Raw genomic sequence first — 16,359 nt, forward strand, 5'->3', positions numbered from 1 at the left:
TTTATTTTTCTGCTTTGTTTCCTGTGTGCCGGTCAAATGGTTGCGCAACAGCGGAATCTTTGGAGGAAAACAGAACTTCATCATATAAATCAGAAACAATAGGAAAAAACAAATTACTATGAAAAAAAATGCAATTCTTTTAATTCTGCTATGTCTGAGCATTAGCTCTTATAGTCAAAGGAAAATTAAAAAAGTTGAAGTAAGAGAAAAGGGTTTTAACATCAAAATGAATTTTGAGGTAATAAATGACAAATTATCATATAACGGTCTAGATATACAAGTAATACCCATATCAGCCAATGAAATGAATGATATTTTTATGAATGAAAATTTTCTAAACGGAAAATTTGAATACTCACATTATGATAAATCAAGGGAATCCTATTTTTTAAAAAAAAGAAGGGGTAAAAGGAAAAAAACTGATCTAGAATTCTATATAGAGGGAATATCGTGGTTGTTTGATAATGATCATATAGATCAGTCAGAATATGACGAGTTAGAAAAGAGTATTATTTATTACTTTGATGAAGAGTACGCTAAGAACTATTATGAAAGTAATACATTAACGGCGGCAAATCCATATTATGTTAATGGTAAATACCTGAACTTATTCAAGGTCATTATATCTAACCCCTCTTCCTCACAGGTTAAACTGAATAAAAGACTCTTAGTAGAAAATGGCAATATCTTGTTAGATCATTTGTCGACACAGAAATTGTTAAATCAATTAGATTCCTTGGATATGGCAAACAGATTTAAGCTGATGACCTTGGAACGGCATCATTACAAATCAGATATGGTGATTCCAGGTAATTCAACCGTTGAAAAATTATTAGCAGTCCTTCCAGTTAATTTCAATCAAAAGGATATTAAGATCTCTTTGGAAGATTCCAACCAAAAATTTTCATGGAAAATAAATAAAGTTCAAAATAGTTTCGATGATCTATATACATTTTATGAACTACGAATTCATTGGAAGACTGACTTTGATACGAAATTTAGCGTCATTAGAGGAAATACCAGTTCCGTTTTTATGGACTTCAATAAATTATTTGTTGGAGAAGAGAGTTTAAATAACTCATTTGATATTTTCACCATTTCGCTTGACCGAAACACATTATCCTATGGGCGACGATCGGATATTAAAGGATCTGATTTTCTGGATATGTCAAAATTGAAGAGGAAAATAATCGATCTAGAAATGGAAAAAATAGAAGAACTTAAGAAGAAAGTTAGAGAGTAAATTATGACAAAATATATTAATTGAATAACATAAAAAATCAAAATTTGTACAATGGTAAAATGTAATTATTTTAAATCAGTATTGTTATTGATATGTTTCCTAGCTGTTGCAAGCAATAGTATAACAGCTCAAGAAGCTCCAGTCGGAAAAAAAACATTAAAGGTTGAGGAAAAGTTTCCAGGAGAGTATTTGCAAGAGGTGTCTAAAGATGGATTATCAAGTAACGTTATAGATGCCATGAAGAGCAGGTTGCCTAAAAAATTGGAGAAATTTGGATTTACTGATATAACTATTACAGAGGTTGGACAGGTACCAGTCCCTAAGAGTATCGCCACTAAAATGGGAAATACAGCGGGTAATACTGGAAGAGCAGAACTAGAAGTTGCTCAAACATATGGGGAAATCGAGAGAGCTGTTGATAAGATGTATCAAGAACCTGTCGATATCGATTGGAAATTTCAGGTAAATTTTATTGATAATAATTCCGGAAATACTTTTAAAGTAAGGTTGAATTTATCATATAATCCTCAATACATAATAAGTGAATAGGAAAAACCGAAGTAATAAAACGAAAGATAAAATTTAAGGCAAAGGTAAGTGCTATTTAGAAAAATTAGTGAGTAGAAATTCAATCCTAATAATGCACAAGAACTTTGAAATCAATTAAAACAAATCCATGGGACTATTTAATAATATACTTGGGAATGCCAGTGAGGTAGATTCAGAAAAACTAACAGAAAAATACAGTCGATTACTAATTGAAAATGAAGAAGTAGAACTAGGCTTTAAACTATTTCGGGATGTTTTTATGTTTACCAACAAAAGATTGATCCTTATTGATGTTCAAGGCGTTACAGGGAGTAAGGCGGAATATAAATCCTTGCCGTATAAGCATATCTCAAGATTCTCTTTGGAAACAGCCGGCACCTTTGATCTGGACGCTGAATTGAAAATCTGGATTTCAAGTGAAGATACACCAACCGTTTCTAAAAAGTTTAATAAGAGTATTGATGTTTATGCTGTACAGCAACTGTTGGCTGAGAAAACACTTTAAAGCAAAAGCTTTTCAATTCATTGTATCATGAGCAACATAAGATTCGGAGAAATTCCAGGAATACATGAAGGTCAAAAATTTGTTAGCAGAAGAGCATTAGTTGATGCAGGGCTGCATAGATCTATTCAACATGGCATAGATGGAAATGGATCGGAAGGAGTTGCCGCCATAGTAGTTTCTGGAGGATATGAAGATGATCTAGATCTAGGCGATGAAATTATCTATACAGGTCACGGAGGGAATGATCCGGTAACTAAGAAACAGATTGCAGATCAATCTTGGTCTTCACATGGTAATAAAGGACTTGTAGTGAGTCAAATGAGGCAATTGCCGGTTAGGGTTATCAGAGGACCACATAAAAACTCTCAATTCGCTCCTCTAAGTGGATATAAATATAGTGGCTTGTATAGAGTTATTGATAGTTGGGATAAAATTGGTAAAAGCGGTTTTTCTGTTTGTGTTTTCAAATTAAGAAAAGAGGATGCTTTAGAAAAAGATGAAGCCACTAAAATAAAAGTAGGGACCTTAGTCTTACTCGAACCCAAAGGCTTAAAACCAAAATGGTTTAGTATTGGAGTTGATGGACCAAAAAATGCTCAAAGACTAAGTAGAGAAGGAGCTTTTGCTAAAAAACTAGTGGACAGGAATGTTGGAGATGAAATTGATTTTGGAAATGGGTTTAAGGTGTTAGAGATAAAAAGGTATTTGGCTAAATAAAATCAAGTATGACTCAATTCAAGAAAATATATCTCGAAAGAACCAGCGGTTATTTTGGAAATGGAGGGATATATAAACTATTTATAACCTCAAAGGGCAATGTTCATTTAACCCAAGAATTTCATTTTGGATACGAAAAGAAAATGAGAAAATGGAAGATTCACAAAGAGGCTTTAAATAAGTTAGACGAGATCATTCATAAATATGGATATTTTAATTTAAAGGAAAAAGAGCCAACTGAGGGAGCCACTGATATGGCTTTTTGTACTAGTGAAATTGAATTGGAGGATGGTACTAAAAGAAAAGTTGAGCACTACCTAGGAGATAATGCCTGGCCTAAAAGATTAACAACCATTGAGAATTGGATAGATCGAATAACAGGAGTTGATCAATATCTTGAGGAAAGTGATTTCTTCTAAATAAAAGAGTGCTTTTCATTCAACATATCAAATGACATAAATTACGATTAATAAAAGAAAAATAAGTTAGCTTTTAGAACAAAGTCTTTATATTTAGAGACTTTTTAATTTTATTATTAAGGAAAGTAAATGAATAAGAAAACATTATCGGAAAGAGATATTTGCACGAAGTTCATTACACCTGCAATCGAAAAAGCAGGATGGGATAGGAATACACAACTGTTGGAAGAAGTTTCTTTTACAGATGGAAAAATATATGTTCGTGGTAAACTGACCGCCAGAGGAACAAGAAAAAGAGCCGACTATATTCTTTATTACAAGCCTAACATTCCCATTGCAATTGTAGAAGCTAAAGACAAGAAGCATTCAGTAAGAGCAGGCATGCAACAGGCATTGGGCTATGCTCAGATTTTAGACATTCCTTGTGTTTTCAGCAGTAATGGAGACGGATTTGTTTTTCATGACAGAACCGCAACGGACGGGAATATTGAAACTGAATTTGACAATGACAACTTCCCCACTCCTGAAGAACTTTGGCAGAAGTACAAGAAATACAAAGGCATTAAAACACCTGAAACTGAAAAGGTAGTTGCCCAGGATTACTACTTTGACGGCAGTGGCCGCTCACCAAGATACTACCAACAAATTGCTGTTAACCGAACTGTTGAAGCCATTGCGAAAGGACAAGACAGAATCCTGCTGGTGATGGCAACCGGAACGGGAAAAACATACACTGCTTTTCAGATCATTCACAGACTATGGAAGAGCGGAGCAAAGAAACGAATCCTGTTTTTAGCTGACCGAAATGCCTTGATTGACCAAACCCGAAGAGGCGACTTCAAACACTTCAAAGACAAAATGACGGTGGTTAAACACCGTATGATTGACAAAAGCTATGAAGTGTATTTGGCCTTGTATCAGGGTTTGTCAGGTGCAGATGAAGAAGCAAATGCCTACAAACAGTTTTCACCTGAATTTTTCGACCTCATTGTCATTGACGAGTGCCACAGAGGAAGTGCAAAGGAAGACAGTGCATGGCGAGAGATACTCCGCTACTTCAACAAAGCAACGCATATCGGCTTGACCGCAACGCCAAAGGAAACCAAAGAAGTATCGAACATTGAATATTTCGGAGATCCGATTTACACCTATTCATTAAAGCAGGGAATTGACGATGGTTTCTTGGCTCCTTATCGAGTAGTACGGGTAAACCTGAATGTGGATGCCGAAGGATGGCGACCTGAACAAGGGAAAACCGACAAAGAAGGGAATGAAGTTGAAGACCGCATCTACAACCGAAAAGACTTTGATCGAAACCTGGTTATTGAAGAGCGAACGCAAACTGTCGCCCGAAAACTAACAGAGTTTTTGAAAGGCTATGACTGCTTTGCCAAAACCATTGTATTCTGCACCGATATTGATCATGCTGAACGTATAGGTTCTGCTTTATCAAACATGAATGCCGACTTGGTGGCGAAAAACCACAAGTACATTATGCAGATCACGGGCGATAATGATGAAGGTAAACGAGAGTTGGACAACTTCATCAATCCAGAAGAATCCTATCCCGTAATAGCCACCACCTCTGAATTGATGACTACAGGCGTTGATGCTCAGACCTGCAAAGTGATTGTCTTGGATGCTGAAATTAAGTCCATGACCAAGTTCAAGCAGATTGTGGGGAGAGGAACCCGAATCAATGAAGAGTTTGGGAAAATGTATTTCACCATTCTCGACTTTAGGAATGTAACCGACCTGTTTGCAGACAAAGACTTTGATGGCGATCCGATTCGGGTAAAACCAGTATCAGAAGACACGGATTTGAGCGGCATTGTTGATGAAGAAGAAAACATAGACACCTCAATTATTGACGAAGAATCTGGTGAGGAAATTGAAATTGAACCTAAAATCAGATACCCTGAACCGCAAACTCCCACAGATAAAGTTCATGAACCAAGAGAAAAGGTTTATGTAAACGGTGTAGATGTTTCGGTTTTGATAAGCCGTGAAATGTATTTCGACAATCATGGCAAACCCATAACCACCAGCTTAAAAGATCATACCAAAGAACTAATCAAAGGGCAATACGCTTCTTTGGATGATTTCTTAACCCGTTGGAATTGCACAGACAAAAAGGAAGTCATCATCAAAGAATTGGAAGATCAGGGAGTTTTGGTGGAAGCGTTGAGAGATGCAGTAAACCGTGAAGTGGATTTGTTCGACCTGATTTGCCATGTGGCATTTGAGCAGCCACCTCTTACCCGAAAAGAACGGGCAAACAATGTGAAGAAACGAGACTACTTCACCAAATACGGAGACCAAGCCCGAAAAGTACTAGAAACACTTTTGGACAAGTACGCTGATGAAGGCGTAACCAACATAGAAAGCATGGACATTCTTAAAGTGAAACCATTAACAGATTACGGCTCACCATTAGAAATCATCAAGCAGTTTGGAAGCAAAGCCAAGTATTTGGAAGCAGTAAAAGAATTAGAACAAGAACTTTATAAAACAGGAGCTTAATGGCAAACCTAAAAGGCATATTAGACAGCATCCGCAAAATCATGTGGCAAGACACCGGACTAAACGGTGATGCTCAACGCATTGAGCAGTTGGGGTGGATGCTATTTTTGAAAATCTTTTCCGATAAAGACAAAGAACTGGAAATCATCAAAGACGATTACGAAAGTCCTATTCCAGCCGAATTTCATTGGGACGAATGGGCAGGTGATGATGAAGGCATCACAGGTGACGAGTTGCAACAGTTCGTTGACCAAAAACTCTTTCCTACCCTTAAAAACCTGAAAGTGGGTATGAGTGATGACCTGGCAAACAAACGTGCCTTGCTGGTTCGGGAAGTATTTGAGGGCAACAACAACTACATGAAAAGCGGCATCAACATCCGTAAGGTGTTGAACAAGCTCAATGAGATTGATTTCAACATTGCCAAAGACCGTCATGCTTTTGGCGAACTCTACGAAACCATTTTGAAGGAACTGCAGAGTGCAGGTAAAAGTGGCGAGTTCTACACCCCAAGAGCCATTACGGAGTTTATCTGCGAAATCATGAACCCCCAATTGGGTGAAAAGATACTCGACCCCAGCTGCGGAACAGGTGGTTACCTCACGGCTGTCATTGAGCATTTGAAAAAGCAGGCCAACAACGTTGAAGAACGCGAAACCATTGCCAAAAACATTGCGGGCTGGGAATACAAACCGCTTCCGTATTTGCTGGCAACCACCAACCTGATTTTGCACGATATGGAAGTGCCCAACATCCAGTTCCGTGACAGTTTAGACCAACCGCTGAGCAACTACACCGAAAAGAACCGAGTAAACCTGATTTTGGCGAATCCACCTTTTGGGGGCATAGTAGCTAACAACAACGAAAACAACTTTCCGCAGAATTACCGCACCAAAGAAAGTGCTGACCTCTTTTTGGTACTTATGGTGCATTTACTGAAAAATGGCGGACGTGCTGGTATTGTTTTACCTGACGGTTCATTAACTGGAGATGGTGTAAAAGAAAGAGTGAGAAAAAAGTTGCTAGAAGATTGTAACCTGCACACCATTATTCGTTTACCAAATTCTGTTTTCAAACCTTATGCAACGGTGGCAACCAATCTCCTATTCTTTACCAAAGGTGAGCCCACTAAAGAAGTTTGGTATTATGAACACCGTTTACCAGAAGGCCAAAAAAGTTACAGTAAAACCAAACCGCTACAATTATCAGAATTTGAACCAATAAAAGATTGGTGGAATAATAGAGTGGAAAACGACTTAGCTTGGAAGGTTGATATTCAAACTATAACCGATAGGAAATATGATTTAGATATCAATAACCCTAACAAAAAAGAAGAGGCTATAGAACATTCGAGTTCAGAGTTAATGACCATGCTGGATGATTCCTTTGAAAGAAGCCATGAATTACTTAATCATATTAGAGAAGCAGTTCAATGAGTTGGGTGAAAAAAACATTAGGTGAACTCTGCACCATCCAAAAAGGTAAGATAGGTATTAAGAAAGCTACTCCGGGTGAATTTCCATTAGTAGTTACGGCCGAAGAAAGACTTTCGCACAACGAATATCATTTTGAAGGCAATGCTGTCATAATTCCTTTGGTTTCCTCTACAGGTCATGGTCACAAAAGTTTAAAACGCATTCATTTTCAATCAGGCAAGTTCGCAGTTGGCAATATTCTCTGTGCTGTTATCCCAATTGATGAAAACGTTTTAAGAGCCGATTATCTATACCGCTTTTTGGACTTGAACAGAGAAAAAGAATTAGTAAGTAGGATGAAAGGCATGGCGAATGTAACCTTACCAATAAAGGAAATTGCGAAAATTAAAATTCCTGTTCCACCAATTGAAGCTCAAATAGTTTTTGTTCAACAATACTCAATACTTGAAGAAAAAAGCAATGATTTAGGTGAAGAGATTACCCACCAACTCAATTTAGTAAAGCAACTTCGCAAAGCCTTTTTACGGGAGGCCATGCAGGGTAAGTTAGTTCCACAAGACCCAAATGATGAACAGGCCTCTTTAATTCTAGAAAAAATCAAGTTAGAGAAAAAACGCTTGATGAAGGAAAAGAAAATCAAGAAGCAAAAAACACTTCCGCAAATCCCCGAAGAGGAAATTCCTTTTGAAATACCGGCTAATTGGGTGTGGTGCAGATTTGAAGATATATTAGAATTAACGAACACAAGCCTTAGAAGAGGTCCATTTGGTAGCTCTATAAAGAAAAATATGTTTGTCAAACAATCAGCTTATACAACAAAAGTATATGAACAAAAGAATGCTATTTATAAGAATTTTGAATTAGGCGATTATCATATTGAACTTGAAGAATTTCCAAATTTAAAATCATTTATTGCAAAACCAGGTGACATAATAATAAGTTGTGCTGGAACCATAGGAGAAACATACGTCCTGCCAAGTGATGCTCCGAAAGGAATTATAAATCAGGCTTTACTTAAAGTAGTAGTCAATGAAAAAATAATTACAAGCGTTTACTTTACTAAAGTATTCCAATCATTACTTAAAGACAGAGTCAATAATGATGCAAAAGGGAGTGCCATGAAGAATTTAGGGTCAATAAATTATTTAAAACAAAACCTTAATATTCCTCTTCCACCTTTGAAAGAACAAAAACGCATCTTAACCAAACTAGATGGGTTGATGCAGTATTGTGATGAATTGGAGAAAAGCATCGAAGACAGTCAGCAACAAAATGAGTTGCTTTTGCAGCAGGTGTTGCGAGAGGCGTTGGAGCCGAAAGAAAAGGAGGTTGTAGAATGAGTCTTGAAGCAAAATCACAAGAGTTAAAAGACTTGGTATCTACATACGATACTCAATGGTTTCTTGGTGATCTCTCTGGCCTTATGAAGAATATCGCTTCAGGAAGAGCACAAGACCAACTTGGCAAGCTTTCTTCTCCTATGCGACAAATGTATTTTCTCGCTGGTTTGCTGGTATCATCTGATGATACTAATGGAATAGATATGCGATACACTCCTGACAAATGGAATCAAATTGTAGAACTACTAAATGAAATTGAACGGGAATACGACAAACTCTTCTTCCCCAAACCAGATGAAGAAATTGATGAGGAATGGAAAAAAATAAGACAAGTTGCCATTCCATCCTTCCTTTCCTATTTCAACCAAGGTCCTTTGAACTATGAAGAACAGACCATCAATTGGGTAAATGATCTTTACTCTCAACTTGACGTAACGATTGAAGCAGAAACAGGTGTAAAAACGAGTGATTTCATTCAGTTCTACAACAACTTAGATGATCTAGTACAGCGGAAGTTTCAAGGTTTCAGTACAAGAAAAGACCTATTTCAAGATGAATGGTTGACCTACACCAAAATCCAAATGGGTGTTATTGATGAAGCTCCAGAGGTAATTAAAAAACTCGGTGAAGAAAGAAGACCTCTTTATACTTTCATGGCTGACCATGGAATCATTAATCGGTTCAAACCAGAAGATTTGGTAACCGCTGAATTGCCACTTGAAAAGGTCAATGCTATACTTCCTATTCTCACCTGTTCCAGAAACCAAAGCGATTTTCTTTATTATACTTCTACGAGACCCAGCAATCCGCTATATGAATTCCCAATTATTGATATTGGAAATGACCTATTTCAGGTTTTTGAAGTTAAGCAGGTCATTCATGCTATTGACGATTTGCTAGAAAGAGTATGCTCTAAAAACGCAAAAGCAAAGGATAAACTGATTGATAGAAAAGGAAAGCTGCTTGAAAAGCGAATTGTAGAGATTTTTAAGAAGTTTTTCAAAAAAAATTTTAAAGTATTCGAAGGATACTATGTTGATGGTTGTGAGCAGGATATTCTATTTCTTTGGAAAGATTATGCTTTTATCATTGAAGCGAAAGGATACAATCTTCGCGAACCATTACGTGATCCAAACAAAGCCTTCGTTAGGATAAAGGACGACTTTAAAGCCAGCATCGGTTATGGTTATGTACAAACCAAGCGAGTTGAACAAAAATTCGTTGACCAAGTACCACTTCGCATTGAAGACAAAGATGGCAACCTGATTGAGGAAATTGACACGACCAAATACGAAGAGAATGACTTTTCGATAATTGTGAACATCAATTCCTTTGGTCAAATCCAGAATGATCTATCAACTTTATTAGAAGTTGGTGAGGATGATGTCTATCCATGGGTCGTAAAACTTGACGATTTGGAAACCTTTTTACTGACAATGATTTCGAAGAAAAAGAGACCTCAGGATTTCATCGACTATCTTTTACTAAGAGAAGAATTGCACGGCAAACTCATCTGTTCAGATGAACTTGAGGTATCTGGAGGATTCTTGACGGGTGCTATTTCGGAAAGCAAAATCGAAAAAGCTGACACGATAGTTACCACACCGGATTTGCCAGCAATTTTTGATGAACAATACAACAAGGGAATGGGCTTTGAAAACGAGAAATTATTGGCTGAAAAGAAAAGTGGGAAGTACATATTTTGGTAAAGCCATCGCACACTTGTAAGCACATTTACAGGTCACACCAGGCCAACGCTTGACCAAAACCTGCAAAAGAGCTTCCAAGTCCCTGCCCTAGAAAAGAGAAATTTTAAAAAATACCCCACCGCACAGGACGACATTGAAAATGAAGACTAAAACGAAAAGAAAAATAAAGTACCAAACCACAACAGGTCAAACTTTCTTTAGTTCCATTTTGAAAAAGAAAGAAGTAAGTATAGAACCTGTTTTATTGACTTAAAAAAAATAGATACGTTTATATATAAATGATCAATTCAAATATGAATAAACGACCACAAACCATACAAATATTTCTCCCGGATGGGTCACCCACGAGTATTCGGGAGGCTGAGATAACCAACAGACTTGTGAAGGCAATACTCTTTCCCAGAAATAAGATGCAAGAAGCCTCAAAACGAGAAATTGTGCACCATACTGGAGTGTATTTTTTATTTGGGACCAATGAAGACAGTTCAAAATCTGTAGTTTACATCGGTGAGGGAGAAAATTGTTTTAATCGAATTCGATCCCATAATAGAAAAAAAGATTTTTGGACGCATTGTGTAATCGTAACCACCAAAACAGATGAATACACTAAAACAGATGGAAAATATCTTGAATATTTTTGTTTAGAAAGGGCCAAGGAGATAGATCGTTACAAAATTGATAACGATACTGGTTCGAAAAAGCCCTCATTATCAGAAAGTCGAGAATATGATTTACTTGACAATTTTGAAACTGCCAAGATGCTTTTAGCAACATTAGGATATCCCATTTTTGAGGATAAAAGAAAATCTAAAAGAAATCGTGAAGTGTTTACCTGTAAGGGGAAAAAAGCGATTGCTAGTGGCGAATTAATTGACGATGGTATTGTGGTTCTTAAAGGAGGGAAGTGCAATTTAGTGGAAACTCCTACCGCTGGAAACTGGATAAGAAACATGCGTCAGCGATTAATAGATGATGATGTATTAATTGAAGACAATGGAGTACTGGTGTTTCAAAAGGATCATATTTTTAATTCACCAAGTGCAGCTGCAGGAACCATTCTTGCCAGAAGGGCTAATGGTTGGAAAGAATGGAAGAATAAAGAAGGTATGACTTTGGATGAGTTGAAGAGAAAGTAATCTTAATTGAAAAAATGGCCACTTACGTTATTGATAAAAATGAAGCCAGAGTTCCTTTTTTAGGAGATCGAATGTCTTTTATTACGGGTTTAGATCCCTTAGGACTTCAGAATACATCAAATAAGGTTTATACTTATTTGATGGCTGGATTGAACAATGTAACCTCTCATATTAGAAACTATAGTTTTTATTGTTGGTTACTAGATGAATATGCCAAAATAATTACGTCAACAAATCCTTATGAGCAACAAAGGTTTATTAGAAGAGCGGAATATATGATTGCATTATTATCGTATCATTCGGAAATATTAGGAATTAATGGTAGACAATATGCTCAAAAAAGGTTTGAAGAGAATCTTCAAGAATTTGATTTAGAAAAGGGAACTTTCAATACTGATGGATCTACTCCGAATACTTATTGGCAATATTATTTAGGGATCTTTGGCCAGTATTATGTCGGATCACTTAGGCAAATTGGATTGATTGATGAACCAATAAATGCTGAGGGCAAACCATTGGGGATATACAGAACAACCTCATCACAAGAAGATATTAATATTTGCGGTAAAGATTTAGCAAAGGCATTTGATGAGAATATTTCTGATGATGGAAAGATCAAGTTTTTGGATTGTATCGCTAAAGGAAAAGTGAGTATAGAGGAACTTGAAGAATTGGCATTAGATTTCAACTTAAAGGCGATTAAGAAGAAAAGTAAGGAGTGTGATTTACTGATCGAATTACTCTTAGACGTAAATGAACCTACCTTACTTAAAGAAGAACCTAGCTTCTCACGAAAAGAAACCTTAATTCATATTCTAAAATTTTTATCCAACTATAGTTTTGAGAAGTTTGAGCAGCATGATTTCACCATGTTTGCCTATGATGTAAAAGGTAAAGTAAATGGAATTATTGACGAGACCTTGACGGGTTGGTATTTATATCAATTTAGTGAGTATTGGCAGGTTGCTTTAACAGGTCTATTTAATGGTTGTTTAAATTGGCTTGAAAGAGAAAAAGGACCTGGTTGGATGCCCATCAATGAATTTGTTCAGGGGTGTACAAATGATATTATCAAATATATTAATAATGAGAACCTTCTTGATACTGACAAGGGTATTAGCGATTTAGTTTCGGATGTGGAAATATATACTGAAAAAGAGTTGTACGTAAAACTCGTGAGAAGCAAATCGGAAGAAAGAATGTCATATGGTCTCCTGCTCGTTTTAAGATTATTCAAGGTGAACGAATCATATTTACCTTTTCTAAGATCTTATTCTAACAATAACGAAATCAGTAATAACCAGGATAATCAGGAGGTACTTAATTATTACCTCGGATTCAAAAGTTCACTGAATCTTAATCTAGTTACATTTATATCTGATTTCCTTTTAAATAAAATTATCCATAGACATCAATATGTTGCCTATCGTAAAATGGGTGGTGGATCGCAGTCTACTCAGAAGTTTATTATTGAAGACGGCTATTTAAGAATAATTGGCAACTTCGATCCAGGCTTTACAAGTCCGAGGATTGTTAGTTTATTAGAATTTCTACAAGATTTAAATCTTCTTGATAAAGATTTTAGACTAACTGATAAGGGTAATGAACTTTTAAATGTCTATAAGGATGATTGAAAGACAGAATATCCTTGACTTAATAGGTAGAAATAAAAGTAAATATTCATCCTGTATTATAACAAGTTTTTCTTTTGATTTTAATTATTTCGAAGGAAGGGTTATGTCCGTTCTAAGACACGCCAATATAAAAAATGTCAACGTATTTGTCGATGGAAAATTTCTGGAAAAACACCTAGAAGAAACTACAGGAAATGAGTTTAAACATCATAAATCTTATAGTCTCATCCCAGTTTATGAAATTGGTGTCTTTCATCCTAAAATCATGCTGCTTACAGGACCTAAACATGGTTTGTTAGTTATCGGTTCAGGAAATCTTACATCTTCCGGCTTAAGTACCAATGATGAAGTATGGGGAGCGTTTCATTTAAACTCAATTGACAGCCCAAATACACCTCTTTTTGCTGAAGTATGGAAATATTTACAGCAATATATTAATAGAGTTAAAGGATTTAATACACAGAAGTTAAGTTGGATAAATCAATATTCGCCCTGGCTTAAAGAAATTGAGGAGTTTGATTCTGATAATTTTATAGAGATCAACAAAGATTTGTCATTAAGGTTTTTGGGCAACTATCCTAAAAGTTCAATATATCAGCAGTTGGAAGGTATTCTTCCAAAGGAAAGGATAGAAAAATTAACAATTATATCACCCTACTTTGATATAAATGGAAAGGTGTTGGAGAACTTCCAGAACGATTTTGATATTGATAAAATGATTTGCATTACTGATTCAGATTTTGGCTTATTACCTACAAAATTAAATGATCATTTGTGTCAAGTAATTCCGTTTTATGATTGGAAGAATTGTATCAAAGAATTTGATGCTAAGTTTAATCGTCTCCATGCGAAAATATTTCAGTTTGAATATGAAAATGGTTGGGAGTATTTTGTTTTAGGAAGCGCAAATTCTACTATCCATGGATTAGGTTCAAATATTGAGAAGGCCAAAAATGGTGAAGCAAGTATTGTTTTAAAAAGGAAAGGCACCAATGGATTCCTTGCAGATCTTGGGATAAGTATTAAAGCTGCAGCAGCTATTGATTTACGCTCATTTATTAAACCGTCTTCTCGACCATCTGATGAGATTGTTGCAATTCATGTAATTACGAGAATTGAACATGCTGAAATAAATGGAAATAAGCTCAATGTATATTTCAAAACTAAACCGGAAGTAGAAAGTGAACTTTTTATCTTTAGTTCTGACAATTCGATTATTGAAACGAAGAAATTATTAGAGTCAGAGAAAGAGCAAACATTTGATCTGGAAATTTTTGAGGGTTGTTTCAAATTAGCCTTATTTAAGCAAAGTGAACGTATATCAAATTTTTTCTTTATCGATGATGTTTCCTATTTGTCTAAAACAAATCCGGATCCTAAATATGCGAGTCTAAGCCAAGTTCTGGAAACCTTGATTTCTGATCCTGAGAATGCAGACTATTTGGGTTTATTTGAGCATTTAGACTATGCTTGGGTAGAAGATGAATTGGATACTAAAAATGCAAATTCCAGGGGTGTATATCCAACGCGAAAGACTGGGAATAGGTCTGGAAAGAGTTATAAAGAACTGTCACCAGAAGAGTTCGATAGTCTGAGTTCAGTTCAATCCAAGGAAATGGAAGTTTTAAATGATCCAAGTGTTCAAATTGCAGATTTATTAAGTCTAACTTCAAAAGGTCTACTAGTTGCTAAGAATGATTTTGAGGAGAGTGTTGAGGAGAAATTAACTAATTTATCTGAAGATGAAGACGGAACAAAGGATGATTTGATTACTGAAATTTCTGTAGTTAAAGACTCTGGGGAATTGGTTAGAAAGGCAATAATAGGATATCTTAATAAGGCTAGAAAATTCTATTTATATAATTTACAAGAATTCATAAATTCTAAATCCTTATTCAATGTGCCAAATAGACCAATGGTATACAAAGATCTGTCTTACATGTCAATAGCATTAAATTTGATTCATATTTTTTACGAAAAAGGATTTTCAAAATATAGAAAAATATTTGCTGTAAATTATGATCATAAATATGAATTAAAAATCAGACAGATTGAAAAACTTTACAGTCTTGAACGAATTGATAACAACGACCCTAACAGAATAAACCTAGTATATTATGGTGTTGAGTTAAAAATGTTCGAGAAAGTTCAAAATCAATTTGACAAATTAGATTTGAAACTTTGGGTTCATCAAGATGAATACCAAGTAAAATCGCTTCCCGTAAGGTATATTTTACATGGTAATTATAAAGGTGAAGGAGGTTCTAATGTCAAATCATATTTAATTGAAATGTTAGGTAGTTATCTAATAAACGCTAATTCTACAAGTGGTTTTAAAAAATATGAATACGAATCATTAAATGATAAAACAAAATCACTTCGAAATTCTATTTTTGAAAGAGCAACATTTTTATGTTTAAATCTTCATTGGAAAGATTCTGAATTGGATTTACGAAATATACTTTTGTTAGATTTATTACATTTTGTCTTACCTGTTTACATTACAAGAGAAAGTATTAAAAGCATAGAAGACAATTTGATATCTACCTATGAAACATATAAGAAGAAAGATACTTTTTTTGATTCTAACCTAAGTCACTTTATCAAGTCACTTTTACCAAATTATATGATTTGGAAAAGAAATTTCGATCATGACAGACAAGCCATTTTAGGATTGGTTTCAGACTTGTCTATCGGAGATTATGTATTCAGCAGTAAAATAGGTTTTGCAAAAATTCATCACAAAGAAAAGGGACTTCTTCGGTTAGAAAAGGCGGGATTGCCTTGGGATGAATTGATCAAAAAAAACACCTTAAAGATAACCTATCCTGGAGCTAAGATTTTGAGATTTGCCTAAAAGGAGTAGACCAATTTGAAGAAGAACATATCCATTTTGGTAAAGATGGGAATTTTAAGAACTGGGAAGAAGTAGTTCAGTATTTAGTGGAAAAAGAAAACATTCAACTCAAGCATTGATTTAATAATCAATAAATACAGATAAAAAGAAGAAACCTTTTTCAGTTCTCGTCTTTGCTTCTGACTTGTTTGAGTAGGGGCGTAGGAGCAGTCTTCGAGCAAAGCGGCTTAGACTGTGAAGGAGCAAACAAGGAAGCCAAGCAACAGAGAAATGAAAGTAGTTTTGAACTTT

Annotated in this window: 12 protein-coding genes; all 12 read left to right on the forward strand. The window is 35.5% G+C overall.

Annotated features, from left to right (window positions below; genetic code table 11):
* Positions 1-118 precede the first annotated feature (118 nt).
* Positions 119-1,243: a hypothetical protein gene (locus LCM02_RS04755; RefSeq protein ID WP_224927181.1), complete on the forward strand. Its 1,125-nt coding sequence runs from the start codon at positions 119-121 to the stop codon at positions 1,241-1,243.
* 51 nt (positions 1,244-1,294) lie between these two features.
* Positions 1,295-1,792, forward strand: a complete 498-nt coding sequence (locus LCM02_RS04760) for a hypothetical protein (RefSeq protein ID WP_224927182.1) — start codon at positions 1,295-1,297, stop codon at positions 1,790-1,792.
* A 127-nt stretch (positions 1,793-1,919) separates the two neighbouring features.
* Positions 1,920-2,297, forward strand: a complete 378-nt coding sequence (locus LCM02_RS04765) for a PH domain-containing protein (RefSeq protein WP_224927183.1) — start codon at positions 1,920-1,922, stop codon at positions 2,295-2,297.
* Positions 2,298-2,324: 27 nt separating this feature from the next.
* A complete protein-coding gene (locus LCM02_RS04770; protein WP_224927184.1) occupies positions 2,325-3,014 on the forward strand; it encodes a YDG/SRA domain-containing protein in 690 nt (229 codons plus the stop codon).
* A gap of 8 nt (positions 3,015-3,022) precedes the next feature.
* Positions 3,023-3,433: a DUF6438 domain-containing protein gene (locus tag LCM02_RS04775; RefSeq protein ID WP_224927185.1), complete on the forward strand. Its 411-nt coding sequence runs from the start codon at positions 3,023-3,025 to the stop codon at positions 3,431-3,433.
* Positions 3,434-3,562: 129 nt separating this feature from the next.
* A complete protein-coding gene (hsdR, locus tag LCM02_RS04780; RefSeq protein WP_224927186.1) occupies positions 3,563-5,956 on the forward strand; it encodes an EcoAI/FtnUII family type I restriction enzme subunit R in 2,394 nt (797 codons plus the stop codon).
* A complete protein-coding gene (locus LCM02_RS04785) occupies positions 5,956-7,392 on the forward strand; it encodes a class I SAM-dependent DNA methyltransferase (RefSeq protein ID WP_224927187.1) in 1,437 nt (478 codons plus the stop codon). The genes hsdR and LCM02_RS04785 overlap by 1 nt, the downstream gene beginning before the upstream one ends.
* A gap of 5 nt (positions 7,393-7,397) precedes the next feature.
* Positions 7,398-8,732, forward strand: a complete 1,335-nt coding sequence (locus LCM02_RS04790; protein WP_317197448.1) for a restriction endonuclease subunit S — start codon at positions 7,398-7,400, stop codon at positions 8,730-8,732.
* Positions 8,729-10,441 (forward strand): hypothetical protein, encoded by a 1,713-nt coding sequence (locus LCM02_RS04795; RefSeq protein WP_224927189.1) that lies wholly within the window; start codon positions 8,729-8,731, stop codon positions 10,439-10,441. Before LCM02_RS04790 ends, LCM02_RS04795 begins: the two co-directional genes overlap by 4 nt.
* 293 nt (positions 10,442-10,734) lie before the next feature.
* Positions 10,735-11,577, forward strand: a complete 843-nt coding sequence (locus tag LCM02_RS04800; protein ID WP_224927190.1) for a GIY-YIG nuclease family protein — start codon at positions 10,735-10,737, stop codon at positions 11,575-11,577.
* Between the two features lie 14 nt (positions 11,578-11,591).
* A complete protein-coding gene (locus LCM02_RS04805) occupies positions 11,592-13,211 on the forward strand; it encodes a hypothetical protein (RefSeq protein ID WP_224927191.1) in 1,620 nt (539 codons plus the stop codon).
* On the forward strand, positions 13,204-16,068 hold the full coding sequence (locus LCM02_RS04810) for a phospholipase D-like domain-containing protein (protein ID WP_224927192.1): 2,865 nt from the start codon (positions 13,204-13,206) through the stop codon (positions 16,066-16,068). The genes LCM02_RS04805 and LCM02_RS04810 overlap by 8 nt, the downstream gene beginning before the upstream one ends.
* Positions 16,069-16,359: the final 291 nt, after the last annotated feature.

The sequence above is a fragment of the Lutimonas saemankumensis genome, assembly GCF_020171465.1.
Lineage (GTDB): Bacteria > Bacteroidota > Bacteroidia > Flavobacteriales > Flavobacteriaceae > Lutimonas > Lutimonas saemankumensis.